The following is a 24,098-nucleotide window of genomic DNA, read 5'->3' on the forward strand; positions in this document are numbered from 1 at the left end:
GGACCCGCCCATGCCCGCCGAGCCCGCCCCCGAGATCCTTGCCGCCTTCGAGGCCGCCAAGGGCTTCATGCCCGCCGAGGAAGGGCTCGCGCTGTACGGGGCCGCCGCCGAGGCCGCCGGTCTCGGCCTGCCGCTCCTGGAGGTCGGGACGTACTGCGGCCGGTCGACGATCCTGCTCGCGGACGCGGCCCGGGCGGCCGGGACCGTCGTCGTCACCGTGGACCACCACCGGGGCAGCGAGGAGCAGCAGCCGGGGTGGGAGTACCACGACCCGACGGTCGTCGACCCGGAGGTCGGCCGTATGGACACGCTGCCGACGTTCCGCCGGACGCTGCACGCCGCCGGCCTCGAGGACCACGTGATCGCGGTGGTCGGGCGCTCGCCGCAGGTCGCGAAGGTGTGGGCGGGCCCGCTCGGTCTGGTCTTCATCGACGGCGGCCACACCGACGAGCACGCGACGGCCGACTTCGAGGGCTGGGCCCCGAAGGTCGCCGCCGGCGGCGTGCTCGTCATCCACGACGTCTTCCCGGACCCGCGGGACGGCGGCCAGGCTCCGTACCGCGTCTATCTCCGGGCCCTGGAGTCCGGTGACTTCGAGGAGGTCTCCGTCACCGGCTCCCTGCGGGTCCTGCGCCGCCGTCCGGGCGCCTGAGGCGGACGGCACTACGTTCCAGCCCCCCTAGAAGCCGAATCCCGTGGTGACGTAGAGGCAGTTCGTGTAGCTGTAGCCGGGTTCGATCGTGGCCGTGCTCGACTTGTTCACGGGAGAGGTCGTGCCCGTCGCGTCCCGCTTCTGCAGGAGGTGGTAGCTGCCGGCGGGGAGCGTGATCGTCGTCTTGGGGTACTTCGACGAGGGTCCTGAGCACGCCTTGATCTTCGGCGCGTTGCGGGCGAGGCTCCCTTGGTACGCCTTGCAGGTGCCACAGGCCTTGATCGTGACGCGTCCCGTCACGGGCCCGGTGTAGAGGAGTTCGACCTCGCCCGGGCCGTCGTTCGAGACGACCATCACCATCCGCGCGCCGCCCGGGGCCGTGGCCGGGGGCAGCCGCTTGCCCGCCGCCGCGTCCTCGGCGGCGATCTCGGCGGCGATCGCGATGGACCGGGCGTGCGCGGCCTGGGGGCTGCCCGGGTGCTGCTTGGTGTACTCCGTCATCGTCCCGATGGCGTCGGTGTACTTCTTGTCCCTGAACTGCCGGACCCCGCAGGCGAAGTCGCCCTTGCCGACCGCTTCGCCGTTCGCCCGGGAGAGGGCGGCGAAGGCGGGCCGGGGCAGCAGGTCGACGGTGGTGCCGACGCGGCGCAGTTCGGTCACGGTGTCGCAGGGGTCGGCGGCGGAGCCGTTCAGCGTGGCCTCGCGGCTGCGGATGCTCTCCCGGACCGCGGTCTCCACCTTCGTGGCGTGCGGCGACTGGGGGAACGTCGACAGCAGGGCGTTGAGCTGCTCGGCGGCCGTCGCCTCGGCGCCGGCGACGCCGATGCGGCTGGTTCCGCACGCGTACCACGAGTGGGCCAGCGGCTCGTCGGCCTTGCCGGCCAGGTCGCCGAGGAGGGCGCGGTCCACGGTCGACGGCAGGCCCCGCAGGTGTTGGAGGCGGGGGACGGCCTCGCAGTAGTTCTTCGAGCCGTACGGCGCGGAGACGGCGGCGTAGTAGGCGTCGAGGCGGTCGGGGACGAGGCGGCCCGCGCGGGAGCCGGCCCGCCGGGTGCCGAGGTCCTGGTAGGTGAGGAGCGCCTCGCGGTAGTCGGCCTGGACGCTGCTGAAGCTCTGGCCCTCCGCCGACTTCACCAGGGCGTCGGCGGCGGCGAGGCGGTCGAGCAGGGACTGCTCCACGGCCTCGTCGCGGGCCGCGCCGTAGGCGAGGGTGCCGCCGACGGGCACGACCAGGAGGGCCAGGGCGAGGGCGATCGGGAGCGCGGCCGGGAGGGCGAGGGAGCGGGCGGGGGCGCGCAGCCCGCGCCGGGCGCCGTCCGCGGCGGCGGCCAGCAGGAAGAGGCCGTAGCCGACGAGGACTCCGGTGGGGACGCCGTCCACGTCGGCCGGGAGGGCGAGGAGGAGCAGGACGGCCGTGGCGGCCCAGCAGACGGCGGCCAGGGCCCACTGTCTGAGCAGCACATAGCCGAGGCCCAGGCAGGAGAGGTTCAGCAGGCCCGCCAGCGCGGCCTGGGCCGGGCGCGCCTCGCCGGGCGGCGGCGGCACCCGCGGCGGCCCCACGGGCGGCGGCGGCACCGCCCCGCCGCCCCAGGCGTCGTAGGGGTGCGCGGGAGCGCCGTACACGGGTGTGCCGCCACCGGCCCCCGGGCCGTAACCGCCGCTGGACGCACCATCCGAGACCGGCGGAGCGCCAAGCCCCGCCGCCGACCCACCGTCCGAGGCCGACGGACCGCCGTGCCCCGCCGCCGACCCACCGTCCGAGACCGGCGGAGCGCCGTGCCCCGCCGCCGACCCACCGGCCGTACCGTCCGCACGGGGACCTCCCGGACCACTGGACCCTCCGGCCCCGTCCGGCCCTCCGGCCCCGTCCGGTCTTCCGGCCGTCCCCGGCCCGTCCGTCGTCCCCGGAGCCGGCCCCCACCCGCCGGCCGGACCCGCCGTCCGGGGGTCGTGGCCGCGTGCGCCGTTCGGGTCGTTGTCGTCGTGCGCCCCGTGCGGCGCGTCGTTCGGTTCCAAGCCCGCCACAGTGCCCCCCGTGGTCCCGCGCGGTGTCGGATCACCGGCGCGCCCTACCCCTACCCGCCACAGTCCCTCCACAGACTCCTCGCGTCAACGGACTATTCGGCCTGTCGCGGGGCCGCCTCGCATTAGAGTCGCGACGTGCCGTACGACCACCGGAAGACCTTCGCCCCCGTCCTCGCGCCCGCCCTCGCCCTGCTCGGATGCGTCACGCTCGCGGGGTGCGGCGCCACGGCGGGTGGCGGGACGCCGCCCACGCGGCCCGGACAGGCCGCTCCGCCCGCGTCGGCACGGCCGGGGGGCGGGACCGGTGCCACCTCGTCGGTCCCGGCGACGGACACCGGCGCGCTCCCCCTCTCCGGTCGAACCGTCGTCATCGACCCCGGGCACAACCCCGGCAACTTCCGTCACACCCGTGAGATCAACCAGAAGGTCGACATCGGGACGAACCGCAAGGAATGCGACACCACCGGTACGTCCACCGACGCCGGATACACCGAGGCCGCGTTCACCCTCGATGTTTCACACCGTCTCCGCGATCTCCTCAAAGCCCAGGGCGCCCGCGTCGTGCTCACCCACGACGCCGACCGCCCCTTCGGCCCCTGTATCGACGAGCGCGCGAGGACCGGCAACGCGGCCCGCGCGGACGCCGTCGTCTCCGTGCACGCCGACGGCTCGGCGACCGGCAACCGCGGGTTCCATGTGATCCTGCCCGCCCGGGTGACCTCCGGCGGCGCCGACACCACGAAGATCGTCGGCCCCTCCCGTACCCTCGGCGAGGGCATCGCCCGGCACTTCGCCCGCTCGACCGGGACCGCGCCCGCCAACTACCTGGGCGCGGGCACGGGGTTGGACGTCCGCGACGATCTCGGCGGACTCAATCTCTCGACCGTGCCCAAGGTCTTCGTCGAATGCGGCAATATGCGTGACCCGAAGGACGCCGCGCTGCTGACCGACGCGGCGTGGCGAGAGAAAGCGGCGCGCGGAATCGCCGACGGCATCAGGACCTACCTCAAGGGGTAGAACCCGCGGGCGATAGATTCGCTCCGTACGATGGGGCCGCCCCCGTGCTCCGCGCCATCCCTACGAGACGACCCGACGAAGGACTCTTACGTGAATATCCGCTCCCTCACTCGAGGCGATGGCGTGGTGATCGGTGCAGCGGTGGTGCTGTTCATCGCCTCGTTCCTCGGCATCGCCGGCTGTGAAGGCGACTTCTGCGACAACATCGAATCCGCGAACGCGTGGGAGATCTCGCCCCTGGGCTGGGGCGCGTTCCTCCTCGGTATCGCGGGTGCCGCGCTCGTCGTCCTCTCCCACGCGCTTCCGCAGCCGCGGAAGGTCGCCGGGCTGGAGCTGGGGCAGGTCGGTGCCGCGTTCGCCATCGCCTCCGCCTGGACCCTGCTGATGTGGATGTTCGAGTCCAACAACGCCGGTGCGGGCCTCATCCTCGGCCTGATCGCCGCGCTGGTCCTCGCCGGTGCCGCCGTCGCCGCCCCGCTGGTCCCGGCCCTCAAGGCCCCGCTCCTGAGCGCACCCAAGCCGCAGACCGCGCAGCCGTACGGCGTGCAGCCCGGCCAGCACGGCCAGCCGGGCGTCCCCGGGGGCTACGGCTACCCGGGCGCCCAGCAGGGGTACGGCGCCCAGCCGCACCAGCCGTTCGGTGGCCAGCCGCAGCAGCACGAGGCCCAGCCCGCCGCGCACACCCCGCAGCCCGGACCGGCCCAGGGCCCGTCGCAGGGTCAGGGCCAGGCGCCGGCTCCGGCCGCGGGTCAGGGACAGCCCCAGGCCCAGGCGCAGCAGCCCGCGGGCGACTTCGCCCCGTTCTGGTTCGCGGTCCCGGTCGCCCGTCCGCTGTACGCCGAGGACGGCTCCCCGACCCCGATCGCCGAGCTGGCCCCGGGGACCTGGTACCTCGCGGTCGAGCAGCGCGGCCCCGGCCTCGTCGCCCAGACGCAGGACGGCCGCCGCGGTGTCCTGCAGGACACCACCGGTATCCAGCGCGGCTGACTGGCCGCCCCGCGCGCCGGGTCCGCCCGCGCGCGGTGCACCTCGCCGACGGCCCCTCCCCCGGACCTCTTCCGGGCGAGGGGCCGTCGGCGTACAGTCCCCCTCCGGAACTGACGTACCGTCAGAAAGGTTGGTGGGGACATGCGGCTCGGACTCGCCCTCGGCTACTGGGGCCGCGGCCCCTCCCCCGCCCACCTCGACCTCGCCCGTGAGGCCGAGCGGCTCGGCTACGACTCCGTGTGGACCGCCGAGGCCTGGGGCTCCGACGCGTTCACCGCGCTGACCTGGATCGCCGCGCACACCCGCCGGATCCGGCTCGGCACCGCCGTCGCCCAGATGGCGGCGCGGAGCCCGACCGCCACCGCCATGCACGCGCTCACGCTCGACCACCTCTCCGGCGGCCGGATGATGCTCGGCCTCGGCCTTTCCGGACCGCAGGTCGTCGAGGGCTGGTACGGCCGGCCCTTCCCGCGCAGCCCGCTGACGGCGACCCGCGAATACGTGGACGTGATCCGGCAGGTCCTGCGCCGTGAGGGGCCGGTGGCGCTCTCGGGACGGTTCCACTCCCACCCGTACGCCGGAGCCGACGGCACCGGGCTCGGGAAGGCGCTCAAGCCGATCACCCATCCCCTCCGCCCCGACCTGCCGGTGCTCCTCGGCGCCGAGGGGCCCAAGAACATCGCCCAGACGCTCCGGATCGCCGACGGCTGGCTGCCGCTCTACTGGTCGCCGACGCGGTACGCGGAGGTGTACGCGCTCCCGGAGCGGCTGCCGGAGAACTTCCTCGTCGCCCCCATGGTGCGCGCCGCGCTCTGCGACGACCCGGCCGAGGGGCTGCTGCCCGTGAAGGCGATGCTCGGCTTCTACATCGGCGGCATGGGGCACGCGGCCCGCAATTTCCACGCCGACCTGATGGGGCGGATGGGGTACGCGTCCGAGGCCCGGCGCATCCAGGAGCTGTTCGCCGCCGGCCGTCGCCAGGAGGCCGTGCTCGCCGTCCCGGACGCGTTCGCCGACGAGATCTCGCTGGTCGGGCCGAGGGAGCGGATCGCCGAGCGGCTCGAACTGTGGCGCAAGGGGCCGGTCACGGACCTCCTGGTCACGGCGCCGGACGTGGCGACCCTCCGCGTCCTCGCGGAGCTCACCGGCTGACGCCGAGCGACCGGAGCCTCAGCCGCCGAGCTGGGAGGTGCTCGGCACCCGGTCGGTGACCTCGGCGCCCGCGCTCTTCCCGGCGTCCTTCACGCTGTTGATGACGTTCTCGAACGCGCCGACGTCCGCGTCGCTCGCCTCGCCCTTCCGCAGCTTCGTGCCGAGTTCCTTCAGCGAGTCGATCCCGGCCGTCAGCGGGGCCACCGCCTTCGACAGCAGCGGGTCGCCCTTGGCGTTGTTCACCGCGGCCTTGAGCCGGTTGTAGGCGAAGGTGCCCGCGAGGCCCGCCTTCACCAGGGCGAACGTCCGTCCTTCCGTACCCTTCTTGAACTTTCCCGCGCGGTACGGCTTGACGATCCACTGGTACGTGGCACCGGCCGCCAGGCCCGCGTTGGCGACGAACCGGGTCTTGGCGAGCCGCTGCTGCTCGAAGGTGCCGCTGCTCGTCGGGCTCGCGCCGGCGCTCGCGCTCCCGTCGTCACCGCCGCAGGCGGCGGTCGTCAGGAGCAGGGCGCAGGACAGGACGAACGCCACGACCGCACGGCGTAGCGGAACGGGACCGGGCACGGCAGGACCTCCCTGGGGGGTTTCGGCCCCAGCCTCCCGTCGGCTCCACGCCTCCGCCACTCGGGCGACTCCGTCCGGGCGGTGGGCCCCGTCCCGGGGCCCGGGCCGGTGGAGAGGTCACCCCTCGGCCGCCGTCCGGGCGGCGGGGGCCGGCCCCCGCCGGACCCCGGGGAGCCCGGCCACCACCTTCCAGGGCCGCCGCACGGTGGTCCCGGCACACTGCCCGGAGCCCGTGCCGGGGGAATGTGCCGGGGACATCCGGGCCCACGACGGGGTCACCCTGAGAGACCGTCGGTCGTGTGACCGGCGCTCCTTGTGCCGGATCGCCGCCAGCCGGGAGCGTCTGAGGTGCGAAAACTCATTCGACGAGCGGCAGGAGGCAGGACCGGCATGTATCCCATCGCTACGCACAGTGATGAGGACCTTTTCATGGATCTGAGCCGCGAGGTGTTCGCCTCGCTGCGAAGGAGCGACCAGCGGCGCACCGCGGACCAGTACCTGCGCGGCATGCTCACGGCGCCGGGGCGGAAGACGGCGCGGAACCTCGCGACGCATTCCGGGCAGCCGGCGGCCGAGCAGCGCTTCCACCACTTCATCGCCAGCTCCGGCTGGGACTGGCGGCCCGTCCGCGAGGCGCTGGCCCACTTCCTGGAGCGGACCGCCCCACCGGCGGCGTGGGTGGTGCGGCCGTTCACCCTCCCCAAGACCGGGGAGCGGCTGGTGGGGATCGACCGGCGCTGGGTGCCGGAGCTCGGGCGGACCGTGAACGGCCAGTTCGGTTACGGGTTGTGGCAGACCTCGTCGAGCGGTGAGATCCCGGTCAACTGGCACCTCGACCTGCCCGAGAGCCTCCTCGGCGACCCGGCCGAACGGGCCCGGGCCGGAGTACCGGCGGAGTACGCGGCGCCGGTGTCACCGGAGGACTCGACGGTGACCACCGCCCTGGAGCTGCCGCTCCGGCGCGCCTCGGCGTACCGCCCCGTCGTCGTCGACGCGCGGCGCGCCGCGCTGGGGACGCTGCTGCACCGGTTCGAGGCGGCGCGGGTGCCGCTGCTGGCCCGGATCAGCGGGACCACCCGGGTGCCGGCCGACGGCAGCGGGCAGTCAGGGGTGCGCCAGGAGTCCGTCATGGCGCGGCAGTTGCTCTCCTCGGCGGGGGTGCGGCGACCGGTGACACGGGCCGACGGGTGCCGGATGGCCGTGACGCTGCGGGTGGGTCTGCCGACGGGAGCGGGTGAACCGGGAGGCCACCGGCGCCCCGGCAAGTCGGGCGAACGGCTCCTGCTCGGGGAGTGGTTCGGGCCGCAGGCGGCGCCGGACCGGTTGTGGCTGACGGACCTGACGACGGCGCCGCTCTCCGCGCTGCTGCGACTGACCGAGCTGGCGGGCCGCCACGCGTCGGCAGCCGCGTCGGAGGACTCGCCGGAGAGCGGGTCGGTCGGCCGGTCGGGGCTGCACGACTACGGCGGCCGGTCCTTCGCCGGCTGGCACCGGCACATGACGATGGTGTCGGTGGCCCGGGCGGTGCGGACGCTCGCGCCACGGGAGCCGGCCGGGCCCGACGTGGGCGGCCCGCTGGCACAGGGGCGGCCCCCGGGGCCGTGGGTCCACCCGCGACCGCACCGGCGGACCGCCGCCGTGCCGGTCTGAGCCGTGCCGGCTCGAGGCGTGCCGGTTCAAGGCGTGGCGGCGCCCCGAAGCGGACCGAGCCGAAGCGGACCGAGCCGAAGCGGTCCGAGCCGAAGCGGTGCGAGCCGTCGCCGTCCGAGCCGTCGCGGACCGCCGTCGGCGCCGACATCCGCGCCGGCGGTCGGCTCCGGCCGGCGGTCGGCTCAGCCTTCCGCCGCAACCGGGCAGGGGGCGAGGGACTCCCGGGTCCGGTGGAGGCGCAGGGCGAGTTGGATGTCGAGGCCCGCGGTGAGGTCCTGCCACTGAGGGCCGAGGAGTTCGGTGATCCGGTCGAGCCGCCGGGAGACGGTGTTGGGGTGGAGGTAGAGGCGGCGCGCCGCCCGGGTGGGGCTGCCACCCGCCGCGTAGTACGCCTCGAGGGTGACCGCGAGGTCGGCCGAGCGCCGGGCGTCGAAATCCAGGACCGGGCCGATCGTCGCCCTGATGAAGCCGTCGACGTCACGCTCGTGGGAGAGCAGGGTCATCACCGGGCCGAGCTGCCCCGCGGACGCCGCCTTGCCGGTGGCGCCGAGCGCGATGAGGGTGCCCAGGCACCGTACGGACCGGTCGTACGCGGCGGGCAGGGCGCCCGGGCCGTCCGTCACCGGGCCCGCGGCGCCCACGGTGGCCGGGCCGCCCATGCCGCGGGCGAACGCCTCGACCGTGCGCGCCGCCTCGGCCGGGTCCTCGCCCGGCAGCAGCAGGACGAGGTGGTCGTCGATCCGGACCCGCAGGCCCCCGTTGTCGCGGGTGTAGGCGGCGGCCCAGGCGAGGGCCCGGTCGGTGAGTCCCGCCACGGGCCGGGCGGCCACCACGACGAACGGCGCCGTGAAGTCGAGGCCCACGGTCCGGCCGTGGGCGAGCAGCCGCTGCCCGATCCATTCGCCGCCGACCAGCAGGGCCTCGGCGAGTTCCTCGCGCAGGACGGTCTCTTCGGTGGCCGCGCCCGGTCGCACCAGCAGCGCCACGGACTGGCCGCAGAGCCGCAGCAGGCCGGCGTCCTCGGGGGTCGGCGGCTTCGCCCGGTGCAGCACCAGGTGGCCGAGCCGGTCGTCCGCGCCGCGGACCGGTGCGATCCACACCCCGGGTGCCGACTCGACCGGTGTGTCCGTCGCCCCGGCCGCCCGGGCCGCCGCCGTGAACACCTCGGGCGCCACCCGTGCTTCGGCGGCCCCGTTCCCCACCACCGTACGGCCGGCCGCGTCCGCGAGCAGGACGCTTCCGCCCAGCAGATCCCCGGCGGTGGCCAGGAGCTGGGGCAGCGAACTGCCGTCCAGGGCACGCTCCATCAGCGCGGCCTGTGCCTCGGCGAGCCGGCGCACGGAGCGCAGCTCCTCGCCGACCCGCACGGCCTCGGTGGCCCGCGCGGTGGTCTCGGCGCTCAGCTCGTCCAGGAGTCCGGCGTTCTCCAGGGCCGCCCCCGCCATCTCGCTCAGGGTCCCGAGCAGCGCCACCTCCTCCGGGGAGAAGTGGCGGACCGTGCGGTGTCCGGCGTACAGGACCCCGGCGGAGGTGCCCTTGGCGCCGAGCGGGACGGCAATGATCGCGCGCAGCCCCTCCGCCCGCACCACCTCGTCGATGGAGGCGGAGTGGTTGATGCGGGCGTCGGCGAGGTAGTCCTGGGTCCACACGGGCGCCGCCCGCCGGGTGGCGGGGTTGGCGAGTCCCGCGCCGGGCGGCACCACGAAGCCCGGTGTCAGGTCGGAGGAATGGCCGTCGACGGCCTCGACGACATGGCTGTCGGTCTTCTGGTCGTACAGGCAGAGGTACGCGATGTCGAGGCTCAGCAGTGTCCGGGCGCGGCGGCAGGTCAGCCGCAGCAGCTCCTCGACGCCGTGGCCGGCGAGGAACTCGCGGGCCGCGTCGAGGAGGGCCGTGCTGCCCATGTCCCGGCGCTGCTGCCGTTCGAACATCCCCCGTATCTCGCGGGCGAGCTGCCGCGCCCGGTCGGAGGTGGCGCCGTCGCCCGGGGCGTCGGGGTCGGCCCCCGGGACGTGGAGGAGCGGGTCGTCGAAGTGGGCGGCGGGCGCCTCGCGCGCGAGCAGCTCAAGGTAGGCAAAGGCGTCGCGGGTGGCGGCGGCCGGCCCCTCGTCCACGGTTCCCCCCGACGACTGCGGATCTCTCCGTCATGACTGGTCAGCGCCTCATCGTAGGGAAGTTCGACCGAGGTCACGAATGCGTCTCAACAGGCGTGCAACGACGGTTCCCGGAAATGGCCTGAACATTTCGGCGGGCCCGGTGGGCGGGAGAGAGTGGCGTCCTCCGCCGCCTTCGGCGGCACCGTTCCTTCCAGCCGAGGTTTCCGTGCGAGAGACGCAGAGTTACGAACGATCGCTGGCCCGTAGCGCCGAGTCGCGCGCACGGGCCGACCGCCCCCGGGTCTTCTCGATGCGGGGGTACGAGTGGGATCTGCTGGACGAGGTGTTCGCGCCGGTCCACTCCCCCTCGACGGAGACCGCGCTCGACTTCCTGGGCCTCGGTCCTTCCGGCCCGGACGCGCCGGCCGAGCGGCTGGGCGACTTCCTGGAGATCGGCTGTGGTGCGGGGGTGATCTCCGTGCTCGCCGCGCTCGCGGGCTGCGACCGGGTCGTGGCGTCCGACATCAACCCGAAGGCCGTGCGGAACACCGAACTGAACGCGGCCCGGCACGACATGACCGGGCGGATGCGGGTCGTGCACAGCGACCTGTTCGACGCGCTGGACGCAGGGGAACGGTTCGACACCGTGTTCTGGAGTTCCAACTACGTCCTCGCGCCGGACGGCTACCACTACGGCAACGACCACGAGCGCGCCTATGTGGACCCCGGCTACGCCGCCCACCGGCGCTTCCTCGCCGAGGTGACCGGCCGTCTGACACCCGGCGGCCGGGCCCTGCTCCACTTCAGCAGCCGGGGGAACCTGCCCCTGTTGCACGGGCTCGCCGAGGAGTGCGGGCGCGAACTGCGCCAGGTGGGGTCCGTGGACGTGCCGGAGGGCGACGGGCCGGTGGAGCACCTGCTCCTGGAGATCCGGGAGGCCGGCCGCGCGCGACATGACGGACATCGGGGCCACTTGACGTGATGCCCGCGCGTGCGTTGCCGCACGCGCGGCCCTTCAGGATGCTCGACCGGGCAGCGCGGGCCAGGCGCCGACGCCGGTCCCCGCGGACGCTCCGCGACCGAAGGGTTTTCCCGCATGTTCCTGCAACGCATCGGCAACAAGGGCATCCGGCTGGGCACGGTCTTCGACCGGGCCGCCGCGCGCCACCCCGCGAACCCGGTGTACCTCGATCACGACCTGGACATCGCACCGCGCCTGGGGCGTCGGCCGACCCTCACCGAGCTCGCCGATCTCGTGGACGATTTCGCCTCCCGGCTGTGGGCCGCGCACGTGCGGCCCGGCCGGCGGGTCGCCGTGTTCAAGACGGACAACTTCGACATCTCCCTGCTCGCCTACGCCGTGGCCCGGGTCGGTGGCGTGCCGGTGCTCCTCTCCCCCAAGCTCGACGGCGAGACGGTGGCCCGGCTCCTGGAGCGGCTCGACGGGCCGGTGCTGCTGACCGACGCGGCGAAGCTGGAGGGCGAGCTGCCCCCGGAGGTGTTCACGCTCGCCGACCGTGTGGTGACGGCGGTCGGCGACTTCCCGGGCGCGGTGGGGCTCGAAGGGCTCGCGGGCGTTCCCCGGGTCGTCCCCGTGACCATGCCCCAGGATGGCCCGGCGCTGGTCACCCACACCTCGGGCACGACCGGGCTGCCGAAGCTGGCGGTGCAGACGGGGCTCACGATCCAGGCCCGCTGCCGCCCGCAGTCGGCCGTCCTGGCGGCCGTCGGCCGGCACGAACCGCTGGCCCTGCACGTCTCGTTCGCGCACTCCCGGATGATCAGCGGGGTCGCCCTGTTCGCGCTCCGGGGGCACCCCCTGATCGTGTTGCGGGACGACGACCCGGAGTCGGTCGCCGAGTTGTTCGCACGGGTGCCGCCGGGGGTGATCGAGGCCCATCCCAACACGCTGCTCGCCTGGGAGGTCCTCGCCGACCACCCGGCCCGCCCGTTGGCCCGGGTCACCTGCTTCAGCAACACGTTCGACGCCATCCATCCGAGGACCGTCCGCACCCTGCTGGCCGCCTCGCGGCGGCGGGCGCCGTACTTCGCCCAGACGTACGGGCAGAGCGAGACGGGGGCCATCGCGGCCCGCACCTACACGCGCCGGCACCGGGCGGGCGCGGAGGGCCGGTGTGTGGGGAGCACCTTCCCCGGCATGACACGGGTGCGGGTGGTCAGCCGCGACGGACGGCCGGTGAGCCGTACCTCCCCGGGGCGCATCGAGGTCCGCAGCGGAGGAAGGATCCTCACCTATCTGGGCGAGGAGGAGCGGTACGACGAGCAGGTCACGCCGGACGGCTGGTGGCGGATGGGGGACCTCGGCTACCGGACGAAGTACGGCTGTCTGCACCTGCTCGACCGCGAGGTGGACGAGATCCCGGGCATCCCCAGCACGTTGGAGATCGAGGACCGGCTCTTCACCCGTCTCCCCTCGCTCGTCGAGGTCATCATCGTCCCCGGTCCCGACGGCAGGGCCGTCCCGGTGGTGTGCACCCGGGACGACGAGCCGCTGGACCCGGTGGAGTGGCAGCGGGCGGTGGCCGGTCTGCCGGTGCTCGCCCGGCCGGTGCAGCGTCGGCTCGACGAACTGCCGCACACGGCGACGACCAAGGTGAAGCGGCTGGAGCTGGCCCGGCAGCTCGCGGAGAGCTGACGTCGGAAGGACGGCACGCAGCGGGGAGGGGGATCCGCAGGACGCGGATCCCCCTCCCCCGTGGCCCTTTCAGGCCGCTTCGGGTGCGACCACTTCAGGCCATGTTCGGTGCGATCCCGGATCGGTTCCGCCCGGGACGATGCACTCCACGAGCACGGGCCGGTCGTGCACGGCGTGGGCCCGCCCGACGGCGGCGGTGAGACCGTCCGGATCCGTGGGGCCGAGGGCGGAGCAGCCCATCGCCTCTGCCATGCCGCCGAAATCGGCGACGGCCCCGCCCTCGTCCCGCAGCACGAGGACCTTCAGCGGCACCTGGTTGAGCGCCGCCGTGACCAGCTCCCGACCGGTGGCCAGGAAGCAGCCGGGGTCGGTGACCACCCAGACGTCGCGGTCCGGCAGGCCCATCCGTGCGCCCAGGCCGGCCGGCAGGGCGTAGCCGGGGGTGCTCCACTGGTGGGAGGCGAGCGTCGAGTCGCCGCTTCCCCGCCACACATGGTGCAGTTCGCCGCCGAGGACGTGCAGCGAGTCCGGGCCGGTGGCGCGGGCCAGGGTGGCCAGGACGGCGCCCACGGGGGTGTCCGGGCACGCCGCATCGGTGGGGACCACCGGGGGCGCGGGCCTCGGGCGGACCGGGGCGGGCCGGTACGGGAGGGCCGGTTGCCGCACCCGCCGCTGGAGCGCGTCCTTGGTGATGTCGACGACGACCGGGCCCGGGTGCTCGCCGCCGGCGATGCGGAAGGCCCTCAGGACGCGGTCCGCGATCTCGGCGGGGTCGCTGACGAGGTAGCTGTGCCGGGTCACGGGCCGGGTGACGCCGCAGAAGTCGACCTCCTGGAAGGCGTCGGTGCCGACGAGGTCCTTCGGCACCTGACCGGTGATCACCACCAGGGGCACGTCGTTGACCTGCGCGTCCGCGATGGCGGTGACCAGGTTGGTGGCGCCGGGCCCCGAGGTCGCCATGCAGACGCCGACCCGGCCGGTGGCCTGGGCGTATCCGACGGCGGCGTGCCCGGCGCCCTGTTCGTGCCGGACGAGGACGTGCCGGATCGAGGGGGCGTCGAGGAGTGCGTCGTACGCGGGGAGGATCGCTCCGCCGGGCATGCCGAAGACGAGGTCCGCCCCGGCGGCCTCCAGGGCGCGCATCAGGCAGTCGGCGCCGGTGATCTCGGGCGCGAGGTCCGGTGCGGGATCCGGGGTGGGGTCCGGGGTGGAGTCCGGCGCGTGGTCCGGAGCGGAGTGGGGGGCGGGGCGCGGTGCGGGGTTCGGTGCGACGGTCATCGTGGTGGTCCCCTTCACGGACGCTTCATGAGGAGCGCGCCGGCGCGGAGCCAGACGAGCGAGGCGACGGCGAGGATCCCGCCGATCAGGTAGACCAGCCAGACGCCGGTGGGCAGGGCGAGACCGCCGATGACCGTGCCGATGCCGATGCCGAGGTAGATGCCGGAGGAGTTGAGCGACACCACGAGGGCGGCCTCCTGCGGGGCGGCGGAGATCAGGCGGTGCTGCTGCGGGGGCGTCTGGCACCAGCTGCTCGCTCCCCAGGTCAGGGCGAGCACTCCGACCAGGACGGGGATGTGCGCCGAGGCCCCGGCGAGCCAGGCCAGGATGCCGAAGGTGGCGGCCATGACGACATAGCCGACGGTGAGCACGCGGAAGGAGCCGACGCGGTCGGTGGCCTGTCCGGCGACGAAGTTGCCGACGACGGCGCCGACTCCGTACAGGAAGAGCATCAGCACCACGCCGGACTGCGGCACGCCGACGGCCTTCAGGGTGGGCACGCTGTAGGCGTACGCGGTGTAGCAGGCGGCCATGCCGAGGACCGTCAGCGGCAGCACGGCGATCACTCCGGGCTTGCGCAGGACGGCGAGCCGCGTGGCGAGCGGGACGCGGGGGCCGCCGGGCAGGTGGGGCATGACGAGCAGGACGCCGAGCGCGCAGATCAGGCCGAGCACCGCGACGGCTCCCAGGGCGACGCGCCAACTCGTCCACTGCGAAGCCGCGTTGCCGAGCGGCACGCCGAGCGCCGTGGCGATGGTGAGGCCGCCGATGACGACGGCGAGGGCGCGGGCGCGCAGTTCGGGGCGGACCAGGGCGGCGCTGACGGCGCCGGCGTTGGGGGTGTACGCGGCGGCGCCGGCGGCCGCGAGGACCCGGCTGATCAGCAGGGTGGGGTAGTCCTGGGCGAGCGCGGAGAGCAGGTTGGCCAGGGCGAGGACGACCAGCGCCGACACGAGCAGGGTGCGTCGCGGGACGCGCGCGGTGAACGTGGCGAGGACGGGCGAGAGGACCGCGTAGGCGGCGGCGAAGAGGGTGACGGACTGGCCCGCCGCGGACGTGGAGACGTCCAGCGACTCGGCCATGGAGGGCAGGAAGCCGGCCACGACGAAGGCGTCGGTGCCGACGGCGAAGGTGCCGAGCGCGAGGACGAAGGTGGGGCCGAGTCCCCGGCTTCCCACTTCCTGGTCCGCCGCCTTCGGTTCCTTATTCTGGATAGTTTTCATCTCGAATCTCCCGCTGGGAGGGTCAGGTCAAGGTCGGGGGTGCGTCGGGGTCAGGGGCAGCCCGCTGAGCCCGCGCCTGATGTGCTCGCGAGGCTCAGGTGGAGACGCGGTCGTAACTCCTGCGGATCCTGCGCGGCGTCGTGGCCGGGGCGGATGTCATCAGATCGGCAAGGGTCTGGCCGGCGAGTTCACGTCGCCACGCCATCTCGGCCCGGCGCATCACGGTGGCGATGCCGCACGGCTGCAGGGACTCGGATGCGGGGATCTCCGCTCCGCCCGCCCCCCGCTGCCGCAACTCCGAGCAGCGGAAGAGTTCGTCCCGGCCCTCCAGGGCCGAGACGATGTCCATGACAGTGATGGCTGCGGGGGCCTTCGCCAGGCGAACGCCCCCGCGGGGCCCGGAGGTGGAGGTCAGAATCCCCGCCCGGACCAGTCGTTGCAGGCACTTGTTGAGGTACGAGGGCGACAGGTCGAACAGCGCCGCCAGCTTCGCCGACGGTGCCGGCTGCTTCTCGTCGAGCCAGGCCAGGGTCAGACAGCAGTGCAGACCCCACTCGACGACTTCACCCGTACGCATAATCCGGAGTCTAACTATCCAGGATGTGTCGCGCCAGCCACCTCGCGCTCGACGACGTCCTTGACGCGCCGCACCGTGGCCTCGAGGTCGCCGGCCACCTTGGCCTGCCATTCCGCGAAGAAGCGCGCCCGGGTGGGGCCGTCCATTTCCGCGGTGATTCCCCGGATTCCCTCGGTGGGATTCCCCATACGGAAATGATGCGTCAGGAGGCTGCCGGATCCGTACGGTTCGACGTCGAATCCCCAGACGCTGTCCTGACGTTCTCCGGAACTGTTCCGCATCGACCAGCGAAACGTCACCCCGAACTCGGCGGCGACGACTTCGGCCTCCGTGTGCCAGGTGCCCCGGACCACGGGAGCCCAGGCCACGACCTCGGGGCTGCGCTCGTTCTCCCCTCGGAAGACCGATCCGACCGCACCCGGTTCACCGGACACCCATGCACCCCCGAGGCATTCGGGGCTCCATTCCCCGCTGCGGGGGAGATCACTGACGACGGAATAGACGACATGCGGCTCGGCGGAGATCACGACGGCCGACCGCGCTTCCAGCAGCACACTCCGGGAGTTCTCTGTCTGAGGCATGTCCCGAGCGTCCTCCGGGCGACGGGCACGGGTCAAAAAACCCGCGCCCCGATGTGTCACGTCACGCCGCGCCGCCGCCGCCCCGGCTGGGTGGACCGGCCGGGAGCCGTTCCGGACAACCCCTAGCCGCAGCAGTCCGGTTCCAGGCCCGCCGGAAGCCGTTCGCCGCCGAAGACCGCGACCGTCGCCTCGTCGCCGCCCAGGGCCGCGACCGCGAGCAGCAGCGAGCCGGCCGTCCACGAGGTCAGCTCCTCGGGCCAGACGGCCCGGTCGCCCTCGAAGACGTACCCCGTCCAGTACATGCCGCCCTCGGCGCGCAGGTGCTGGATGGACTGGAGGATCTCCAGGGCCCGGTCGGACTCGCCGATCGCCCAGAGGGCGAGGGCGAGTTCGCAGCTCTCGCCGCCGGTCACCCACGGGTTGGGCAGGACGCAGCGGACACCGAGGCCGGGGACGACGAAGTCGTCCCAGCGCGCGTCGATCCGGTCCCTGGCCGCTTCGCCCGTCACCGCGCCGCCGAGGACCGGGTAGTACCAGTCCATGGAGTAACGGGACTTGTCGAGGAAGCGCTCGGGGTGGGCGCGCAGGGCGTGGCCGAGGGCGCCCGCCGCCAGCTCCCAGTCGGGCTGCGGCTCCTCGCGGGCCTCGGCGATGGCGAGCGCGCAGCGCAGCGCCTGGTGGATGGAGGAGCTGCCGGTGAGCAGTGCGTCCTCGACGGCGGTGCCGTCGGCCTCCCGCTTCCAGCCGATCTGGCCGCCCGGCCGCTGGAGGGCGAGGACGAACTCGACGGCGGCGTAGACGACGGGCCACATCCGGTCGAGGAAGGCGTCGTCGCCGGTGGCGAGGTGGTGGTGCCAGACACCGACGGCGATGTAGGCGACGAAGTTGGACTCCCGGCCGCGGTCGGTGACCTCCCGCGGGTCGCCGTCGTGGTAGGCGGCGTACCAGGAGCCGTCGGCGTTCTGGTGCCGGGCGAGCCATTCGTACGCCCGGGCGGCGGCGGCGTGTTCGCCGGCCGTGTCCAGGGCCATGGCGGCCTCGGTGTGGTCCCAGGGGTCGAGGTGGTGGCCGCGGAACCAGGGGATCGCCCCGTCCTCGCGCTGGACGGCGAGGATCCCGGCGACGGTCTCGGCGGCCTGCTCGGCGGTGAGGACCCCGGGCAGCAGAAGGTGCTCGGCGATGCGCTCGGGAGAGGTCACCGGGCGACGTCCGCGACGGTCCCGGCGTCGGCGGCGGGCAGGTGCGGCTTGGTCGCGTACACCACGAAGCTCTTGCCCACGACCGGGTTGAGGAGCTGCTCGGCGACCCGGGTCAGCGCGGGCTTCTTCATGATGTCCCAGACCAGGAGCTTGTGGTACGCGCGGACCGGGAGCGCCTTGTCGTTGTCCACGCCGAAGGCGCACTTCAGCCACCAGTACGGCGAGTGCAGCGCGTGCGCGTGGTGGGTGCCGTACGGCTTGAGGCCGGCCTGCCGGATCTTGCCGAGCAGTTCGTCGGCCTTGTAGATGCGGATGTGGCCGCCCTCGACCTCGTGGTAGGCGTCCGACAGGGACCAGCAGACCTTCTCGGGGCCGTAGCGGGGGACGGTGACGGCGATCCGGCCGCCGGGCTTGAGGACGCGGACCATCTCGGCGAGCACGCCCTTGTCGTCCGGGATGTGCTCCATGACCTCGGAGATGATCACGACGTCGAAGGACTCGTCGGGGAAGGGCAGGTTGAGCGCGTCGCCCTCCATCGCGGTGGCGGTCGCGCCGGCGGGGGCCTCGCCGGCCTCCTTCATCGCGGCGAACCAGGTGGCGACCTCGCGGATCTCCTCGGCGTTCTGGTCGAGGGCCACGACCTGGGCGCCGCGCCGGTAGCACTCGAAGGCGTGCCGGCCCGCACCGCAGCCCAGGTCGAGCACGCGGTCGCCGGGGGCGAGCGGGAAGCGGGTGAAGTCGACGGTCAGCACGAGGGCCTGCCTTCGCGGTCGGGGTGGTCCACGGATGGGGCCGCTGGGCGGCCGTGAGTCGTGCCCGGGGCCGGCGAGCGGCCGTGGGGCGTGCCCGCGCTGCGGGCGCGGGGGTGCGCCTCGGGACGGGCGGGGGGCTGCGCCACCCCTCCGGCGCGGGGGTGCGCCGGGGGGTGACGGAAGGGTGCGGTCACCTGCGGGCCACCCGGCCCTGACGGGCGATCGCCTCGCGGTACAGGTCGGCGGTGCCCTGCGCGGCCCGGGCCCAGGTGAAGCGGTCCAGGACGCGGGCGCGTCCGGCGGCGCCGAGGCGGGCCCGCAGCTCGGCGTCGCCGAGGACCAGGCGGAGGGCCTCGGCCAGCGCGTCGGGGTCGGCCGGGGGCACGGCGAGGCAGGTCTCGCCGTCGCGGCCGGCGACTTCGGGGATCGCGCCGCCGGTGGTGGCGACGAGCGGAGTACCGGTGGCCATGGCCTCGGCGGCCGGCAGCGAGAACCCCTCGTACAGCGACGGGACGCAGGAGACCTGGGCGGAGCGGACGAGGTCGACGAGCTCGGCGTCGGTGATGCCCTTGACGAACCGGACGGCGTCCTGGAGTCCGTACCGCTCGATGGCCTGGGCGACCGGCCCGTCCTCGGCGCGCTTGCCGACGACGACCAGGTGGGCGGCGGGGTGGTCGGTACGGAGCTTGGCGAGGGCCTCGACCAGGTGGACGAGTCCCTTGAGGGGTACGTCCGCGCTGGAGGTGGTGACGATCCGGCCGGGGACCTCGGCGACGGAGGGGTCCGGGGACCACAGGGCGGTGTCGGCGCCGATGTGGACGACCCGGATGCGGTCGTCGCGGACGCCCAGGTGCTCGACGATCTCGCGGCGGGAGGTGCCCGAGACGGTCAGCACGGACGGCAGCCGGCGGGCGACCCGCTTCTGCATCCGGGTGAAGCCGTACCAGCGGCGGACGGAGGCGCGCCGCTTCCAGTCGGTGGCGGCGTCGAGGTCGAGCCGCCGGTCGACGGTGATGGGGTGGTGGATCGTGGTGACGAGCGGTGCGCCGATCGCGCCCGGGCCGCCGAGGAGTCCGTAGCCGAGGGTCTGGTTGTCGTGGACGACGTCGAAGTCGCCGCGCCGGGCGGCGAGCATGCGCCGGGCCCGCAGGGAGAACGTGAGCGGCTCGGGGAAGCCGCCGGTCCACATGGTGGCGACCTCGAGGGCGTCGATCCAGTCCCGGTACTCGTCGCGTCCGGGCGTGCGGAAGGGGTCCGGCGAGCGGTACAGGTCCAGGCTCGCCAGCTCGGTGAGGGTGAGCCCGGGCAGCCCCTCGTCCAGGACGGGGTACGGCTGCGAGCCGATGACCTCCACGCTGTGGCCCAGCCGGGCGAGTTCGCGGGAGAGGTGGCGGACGTAGACGCCCTGGCCTCCGCAGAACGGGTTGCCCTTGTACGTGAGGAGAGCGATCCGCAGCGGACGGTCGCCCTCGTCGGTGACGCCCTGGCGGGGGCCTGACTCTATGGCCTCAGCGGTCACTCGCTGCCCCCTTCGAGCGTACGTTTCGCCGGAGCGTAACCGCTCGCGCTAATCTAGAACAAGTTACAGACTTGATCGCTCTTGATCGTTCAAGGTGCACTGAATCTACCGGCAGGTAGCCCCCGCTGTAGGAACCGGATCAGGTGATTCGCGCCACGGCGGAACCCCCGCCATACTGTCGCTCCCCACCGCACGGAACGGGACTCCATGACCGCGGAAGACAGACCCGCCTCGCCGCCCCTGACAGAGCGCCAGGAGGCGCGCCGCCGGCGCATCCTGCACGCCAGCGCGCAGCTGGCCGGGCGGGGCGGGTTCGACGCCGTGCAGATGCGCGAGGTCGCCGAGGCCGCCGGGGTGGCCCTGGGCACGCTGTACCGCTACTTCCCTTCCAAGATCCACCTGCTGGTCGCGACCATGCAGGACCAGCTCCAGCACATGCACACGACCCTGCGGAAGCGGCCCCCGGCGGGCGACAGCTCGGCGGAGCGGGTGGCGGAGACGCTGATGCGCGCGTTCCGGGCGCTCCAGCGGGAGCCGCAGCTCGCGGACGCGATGGTGCGGGCACTGACGTTCGCGGACCGGAGCGTGAGCCCGGAGGTGGACACGGTGTCGCGGCTGACGACGGCGATCATCCTGGACGCGATGGAGCTGGAGCACCCGACTCCGGAACAGCTCTCGGCGGTCCGGGTCATCGAGCACACCTGGCACTCCGCGCTGATCACCTGGCTGTCGGGGCGCGCCTCGATCGCCCAGGTGAAGATCGACATCGAGACGGTCTGCCGGCTGATCGACCTGACTGTCCCCGGCGACCCGGCCGCGCCCACGACGGCGCGCCCGCGCGGACGGGCCGGATCCACCGCGTAAGTCGTGTCCGGGGCTCGGAGCCGCCAAGGCCGCCCGTCGGCCACCGCGTCCGGACGCCGGGCCGCCGGGCCGCTCCCCGTCGCCCGCCGGCTACTCCTCGGGCGGAAAGACCGGTTCCCCGCCGTCGAGGAGCGTGATCAGGATCGCCTCCACCGGGCAGCCCTCGGCCGCCGCGAGCACGCCCTCGTTCGCGTCCGCCTCCGGGCGCGTCGGATGCGACTGACGGGCCGAGTCCAGCCGGAAACCGTCCGGCGCGTGGTTCACGCACATGCCGGAGCCGATGCACACCCCCCGGTCGACCTCGACGTGCCAGCGGTCGCCCATCACGCCCCACCCGGCCCCTCGTACCCGGCCGGCAGGTGGATCATCTTGTGCTCCAGGTACTCGCCGAAGCCCTCGGGCCCGAACTCCCGGCCCAGGCCGGAGTTCTTGTAGCCCCCGAACGGGCCGAGCATGTCGAGACTGAAGGTGTTCACGTTGAAGGTGCCGGTCCGCACACGCCGGGCGAAGTCGATGCCGTGCTCCACGTCCCCGGTCCAGACGCTGCCGCTGAGGCCGTAGTCGGAGTCGTCGGCGATCCGGAGCGCCTCCTCCTCGTCGCCGTACGGCAGGAGGCAGATGACCGGCCCGAAGATCTCCTCACGCGCGATGCGCATGGAGTTGTCGACGTCGCCGAAGAGCGTCGGCTCGACGTACCAGCCGCGCTCCAGGCCGGCGGGGCGGCCGCCGCCCGCGAGGACCTTGGCGCCCTCCTCCTGGCCGATGCCGATGTAGTCGAGGGAGCGCTGCTGCTGACGGCGGGCGACGAGCGGGCCGACCTGGGTGGCCGGATCGAGCGGGTCGCCCACCACCAGCGCGCCCGCGGCGGCGGCGAGCGCCTCGGCGATCTCGTCGTAGCGGTTGCGCGGTGCGAGGATCCGGGTCTGGGCGACGCACGCCTGGCCGTTGTTCATCCAGGCCGCCGGGACGATCCCGGCGACGGCGGTCGCCACGTCGGCGTCGGGCAGGATGACGGCGGCCGACTTGCCGCCCAGTTCGAGGGTGACGCGGGTGAGGTTGCGGGAGGCGACCTCCATCACGCGCTTTCCGGCCGCGACCGACCCGGTGAAGGAGACCTTGTCGACCCCGGGGTGCCCGACCAGGTACTCGCTGACCTCGCGGTCGGCCGGCAGGATGCTCAGGACCCCGTCGGGGAGTCCGGCCTCGGCCGCGATCTCGCCCAGGATGTACGAGTCGAGGGGGGATTCCGGCGACGGCTTCAGGACCACCGTGCAGCCGGCCAGCAGCGCCGGGCCGAGCTTCGCCGCCGCCGTGAACTGCGGAACGTTCCACGGCACCACGGCCGCGACCACGCCCACCGGTTCGCGCCGCACCATGATCGGCCCGAGGACCCCGGCGCGCCGCGACTCGTAGGTGAACTCCCGGGCGACGGTGATCGCGGAGTCCCACACCATCATCGCGCCGAGCGCCTGGGCGAGCACGCTCCAGGAGTACGGGGAGCCGTTCTGCGCGCTGATCGAGCGGGCGATCTCCTCGTGGCGTACGGCGATGGCGTCCTTGATCCGGGTGACGACCTCGATCCGCTCCTCCAGCGTCGCCCGGGGCCAGGGGCCGTGGTCGAAGGCCTCCCGGGCGGCGGCGACGGCCCGGTCGACATCGGCCCGCGAGGCGTGCGGCACGCGGCCGACGACCTCCTCGGTGTGGGGCGAGATCACCTCGATGACCTCGCTGCCCAGGGGATCGGTCAACCGCCCGCCGACGAAAAGCCTTCCGTGCTCCACAAGCTCGGTCATGACCGACTGCCTCCCGGAACCCGCGACGTTATCTGACTGTGTTTCAGAACTGATACCAGTTCTAGTTATGATGGGCAATGCTCGAACGGATGCCGTCGGAAGCCGTCGGATGCCGTGCCGTCGCGGCGCAAGCCGCGGAGAGATGAGGGCCCATGAGCCAGGTGACCGAGCACGGCGGAGGCGTCTGGTCCCTCCGCGTCCCCATCCCGGACAACCCGCTCGGCCACACCCTGGTCCACGTCGTCGACACGGACCGCGGCCCCGTCCTGATCGACACCGGCTGGGACGACCCCGCCTCCTGGGACGAACTGGCTGCCGGGCTCGCCGCCCTGGGCACCTCCGTGGGGGACGTCCACGGCGTCGTCATCACCCACCACCACCCCGACCACCACGGCCTGTCCGGCCGGGTACGGGAGGCGTCCGGCGCGTGGATCGCGATGCACGCCGCCGACACCGCCGTCGTCCGGCGCACCCGCGAGTCGGAGCCCGAGGTCTGGCTCGACTACCTCGCCCGCAAACTCGCCGCCGTCGGCGCCCCCGAGGAGCACACCGCTCCGCTCCTCGCCGCCCGCGGGAGCGGCCGGATGCGGACCCTGCCCGGGCTGCGCTCGGCCCTGCCCGACCGCGAGATCGTCCCCGGCGAGCTCCTGGACCTCGCCGGGCGGCGGCTGCGCGCCGTGTGGACCCCGGGCCACACCCCCGGCCACGTCTGCCTGCACCTGGAGGAGGCCCACCCGGCGGGGCTGCCCGGCCACGGCCGTCTCTTCTCCGGTGACCACCTGCTCCCCGGGATCTCGCCGCACATCGGCCTCTACGAGGACCCGGACGACGACACCGTCACCGACCCCCTCGGCGACTACCTCGACTCGCTGGAGCGGATCGGCCGCCTCGGCGTCGCCGAGGTGCTCCCGGCCCACCAGTACGCCTTCGCCGACGCGGCCGGCCGGGTCCGCGAACTCCTCGTCCACCACGAGGAGCGGCTGACCGGCCTCCTCGGCCTGCTCGCCGCCCCCCTCACCCCGTGGCAGCTCGCCGAGCGGATGGAGTGGAACCGCCCCTGGGAGCAGATCCCCTACGGCTCCCGGACCATCGCGGTCAGCGAGGCCGAGGCGCATCTGCGGCGGCTGGTGAAGCTGGGCCGCGCGGAACCGGTGCCCGGCTCGGACCCGGTGACGTACGTCGCCGTCTGAGGCGGCGAGCCGACGGGCCGGGGCGGACGGGGCGGCCGGGGCGCGCCGACGGGGCCGGCTTGGGCACGGGCGCGTCGCCGACGGGCCGGACCGCGGGCTCCGGCGCCGCCCCCGGTGTGAGGCACCTCGCACTCCCCGGCCGCCCCCGCTACGGGCCGGTAGAGTGGGCCCGTCGTCATCATGCCCGTACGGGGGGAAGCCGGTGGAAATCCGGCACTGACCCGCAACCGTGAGCCACCCCGCGTGGTGAGTCGGAATGCCCCGCCCGGGACGTGAACGCCGGCACCGTCGAGGAATACGGAGCCGAGCCTGGTGCCCTT

General features: G+C 73.9%; 21 protein-coding genes and 1 riboswitch. Of the genes, 9 read left to right on the forward strand and 12 right to left on the reverse strand.

The genetic code is table 11. The features are described from left to right. The first annotated feature begins 10 nt into the window (after positions 1-10). Entirely contained in the window at positions 11-652 is a 642-nt protein-coding gene (locus ACFZBD_RS20140; RefSeq protein ID WP_391140988.1) for a class I SAM-dependent methyltransferase, read from the forward strand. A 27-nt stretch (positions 653-679) separates the two neighbouring features. Here the strand turns inward: ACFZBD_RS20140 and ACFZBD_RS20145 are convergent, their stop codons facing one another. Then, positions 680-2,275: a hypothetical protein gene (locus ACFZBD_RS20145; RefSeq protein ID WP_391140990.1), complete on the reverse strand. Its 1,596-nt coding sequence runs from the start codon at positions 2,273-2,275 to the stop codon at positions 680-682. Positions 2,276-2,812: 537 nt separating this feature from the next. Between ACFZBD_RS20145 and ACFZBD_RS20150 the strand changes: the two genes are divergently transcribed. The 3 genes from ACFZBD_RS20150 (at position 2,813) to ACFZBD_RS20160 (ending at position 5,833) form a co-directional block, all read left to right on the forward strand. After that, entirely contained in the window at positions 2,813-3,694 is an 882-nt protein-coding gene (locus ACFZBD_RS20150; protein ID WP_391140991.1) for an N-acetylmuramoyl-L-alanine amidase, read from the forward strand. 90 nt (positions 3,695-3,784) lie between these two features. Further along, positions 3,785-4,681: a DUF5336 domain-containing protein gene (locus ACFZBD_RS20155; protein WP_391140993.1), complete on the forward strand. Its 897-nt coding sequence runs from the start codon at positions 3,785-3,787 to the stop codon at positions 4,679-4,681. A gap of 141 nt (positions 4,682-4,822) precedes the next feature. Then, positions 4,823-5,833, forward strand: coding sequence for an LLM class F420-dependent oxidoreductase (locus ACFZBD_RS20160; protein WP_391140995.1), 1,011 nt, complete (start codon positions 4,823-4,825; stop codon positions 5,831-5,833). A gap of 18 nt (positions 5,834-5,851) precedes the next feature. Here the strand turns inward: ACFZBD_RS20160 and ACFZBD_RS20165 are convergent, their stop codons facing one another. Continuing rightward, the gene (locus ACFZBD_RS20165) at positions 5,852-6,400 is read right to left on the reverse strand and encodes a hypothetical protein (protein ID WP_391140997.1); all 549 of its coding nucleotides are present in this window, start codon (positions 6,398-6,400) and stop codon (positions 5,852-5,854) included. A gap of 429 nt (positions 6,401-6,829) precedes the next feature. Between ACFZBD_RS20165 and ACFZBD_RS20170 the strand changes: the two genes are divergently transcribed. Beyond that, positions 6,830-8,050, forward strand: coding sequence for a transposase (locus ACFZBD_RS20170; protein ID WP_391140998.1), 1,221 nt, complete (start codon positions 6,830-6,832; stop codon positions 8,048-8,050). Between the two features lie 182 nt (positions 8,051-8,232). On the opposite strand, the gene ACFZBD_RS20175 is transcribed toward ACFZBD_RS20170, so the two are convergent. Next, on the reverse strand, positions 8,233-10,164 hold the full coding sequence (locus ACFZBD_RS20175; RefSeq protein WP_391141000.1) for a helix-turn-helix domain-containing protein: 1,932 nt from the start codon (positions 10,162-10,164) through the stop codon (positions 8,233-8,235). 208 nt (positions 10,165-10,372) lie between these two features. On the opposite strand from ACFZBD_RS20175, the gene ACFZBD_RS20180 reads away from it, so the two are divergent. After that, the gene (locus ACFZBD_RS20180; protein WP_391141002.1) at positions 10,373-11,128 is read left to right on the forward strand and encodes a methyltransferase domain-containing protein; all 756 of its coding nucleotides are present in this window, start codon (positions 10,373-10,375) and stop codon (positions 11,126-11,128) included. Between the two features lie 114 nt (positions 11,129-11,242). After that, a complete protein-coding gene (locus ACFZBD_RS20185; RefSeq protein WP_391141005.1) occupies positions 11,243-12,802 on the forward strand; it encodes an AMP-binding protein in 1,560 nt (519 codons plus the stop codon). Between the two features lie 69 nt (positions 12,803-12,871). Here the strand turns inward: ACFZBD_RS20185 and ACFZBD_RS20190 are convergent, their stop codons facing one another. The 7 genes from ACFZBD_RS20190 to ACFZBD_RS20220 form a co-directional block, all read right to left on the reverse strand. Then, positions 12,872-14,080 (reverse strand): thiamine pyrophosphate-binding protein, encoded by a 1,209-nt coding sequence (locus ACFZBD_RS20190; protein WP_391141006.1) that lies wholly within the window; start codon positions 14,078-14,080, stop codon positions 12,872-12,874. Positions 14,081-14,094: 14 nt separating this feature from the next. Continuing rightward, positions 14,095-15,303 (reverse strand): MFS transporter, encoded by a 1,209-nt coding sequence (locus ACFZBD_RS20195; protein ID WP_391141009.1) that lies wholly within the window; start codon positions 15,301-15,303, stop codon positions 14,095-14,097. A 94-nt stretch (positions 15,304-15,397) separates the two neighbouring features. Continuing rightward, positions 15,398-15,880 (reverse strand): Rrf2 family transcriptional regulator, encoded by a 483-nt coding sequence (locus ACFZBD_RS20200; RefSeq protein ID WP_391141011.1) that lies wholly within the window; start codon positions 15,878-15,880, stop codon positions 15,398-15,400. Between the two features lie 14 nt (positions 15,881-15,894). Further along, positions 15,895-16,461, reverse strand: coding sequence for an SRPBCC family protein (locus tag ACFZBD_RS20205; RefSeq protein WP_391141013.1), 567 nt, complete (start codon positions 16,459-16,461; stop codon positions 15,895-15,897). A 122-nt stretch (positions 16,462-16,583) separates the two neighbouring features. Further along, complete coding sequence (locus ACFZBD_RS20210) at positions 16,584-17,660, reverse strand: prenyltransferase (RefSeq protein WP_391141015.1); 1,077 nt, start codon at positions 17,658-17,660, stop codon at positions 16,584-16,586. Continuing rightward, positions 17,657-18,412: a methyltransferase domain-containing protein gene (locus ACFZBD_RS20215; RefSeq protein ID WP_391141018.1), complete on the reverse strand. Its 756-nt coding sequence runs from the start codon at positions 18,410-18,412 to the stop codon at positions 17,657-17,659. The genes ACFZBD_RS20210 and ACFZBD_RS20215 overlap by 4 nt, the downstream gene beginning before the upstream one ends. A 190-nt stretch (positions 18,413-18,602) precedes the next feature. Beyond that, positions 18,603-19,931, reverse strand: coding sequence for a glycosyltransferase (locus ACFZBD_RS20220; protein ID WP_391141021.1), 1,329 nt, complete (start codon positions 19,929-19,931; stop codon positions 18,603-18,605). A gap of 207 nt (positions 19,932-20,138) precedes the next feature. On the opposite strand from ACFZBD_RS20220, the gene ACFZBD_RS20225 reads away from it, so the two are divergent. Beyond that, positions 20,139-20,795 (forward strand): TetR family transcriptional regulator, encoded by a 657-nt coding sequence (locus tag ACFZBD_RS20225; RefSeq protein WP_391141023.1) that lies wholly within the window; start codon positions 20,139-20,141, stop codon positions 20,793-20,795. Between the two features lie 90 nt (positions 20,796-20,885). On the opposite strand, the gene ACFZBD_RS20230 is transcribed toward ACFZBD_RS20225, so the two are convergent. Next, the gene (locus ACFZBD_RS20230) at positions 20,886-21,119 is read right to left on the reverse strand and encodes a 4Fe-4S domain-containing protein (RefSeq protein ID WP_391141227.1); all 234 of its coding nucleotides are present in this window, start codon (positions 21,117-21,119) and stop codon (positions 20,886-20,888) included. Next, positions 21,119-22,588, reverse strand: a complete 1,470-nt coding sequence (locus ACFZBD_RS20235) for an aldehyde dehydrogenase family protein (protein ID WP_391141025.1) — start codon at positions 22,586-22,588, stop codon at positions 21,119-21,121. The genes ACFZBD_RS20230 and ACFZBD_RS20235 overlap by 1 nt, the downstream gene beginning before the upstream one ends. Before the next feature lie 152 nt (positions 22,589-22,740). Between ACFZBD_RS20235 and ACFZBD_RS20240 the strand changes: the two genes are divergently transcribed. Continuing rightward, positions 22,741-23,778: an MBL fold metallo-hydrolase gene (locus ACFZBD_RS20240; RefSeq protein WP_391141028.1), complete on the forward strand. Its 1,038-nt coding sequence runs from the start codon at positions 22,741-22,743 to the stop codon at positions 23,776-23,778. Between the two features lie 192 nt (positions 23,779-23,970). Then, positions 23,971-24,040: riboswitch (cobalamin riboswitch) on the forward strand. The last annotated feature ends 58 nt before the right edge of the window (positions 24,041-24,098 follow it).

Source organism: Streptomyces sp. NPDC008121 (assembly GCF_042957155.1).
Classification (GTDB): Bacteria; Actinomycetota; Actinomycetes; order Streptomycetales; family Streptomycetaceae; genus Streptomyces.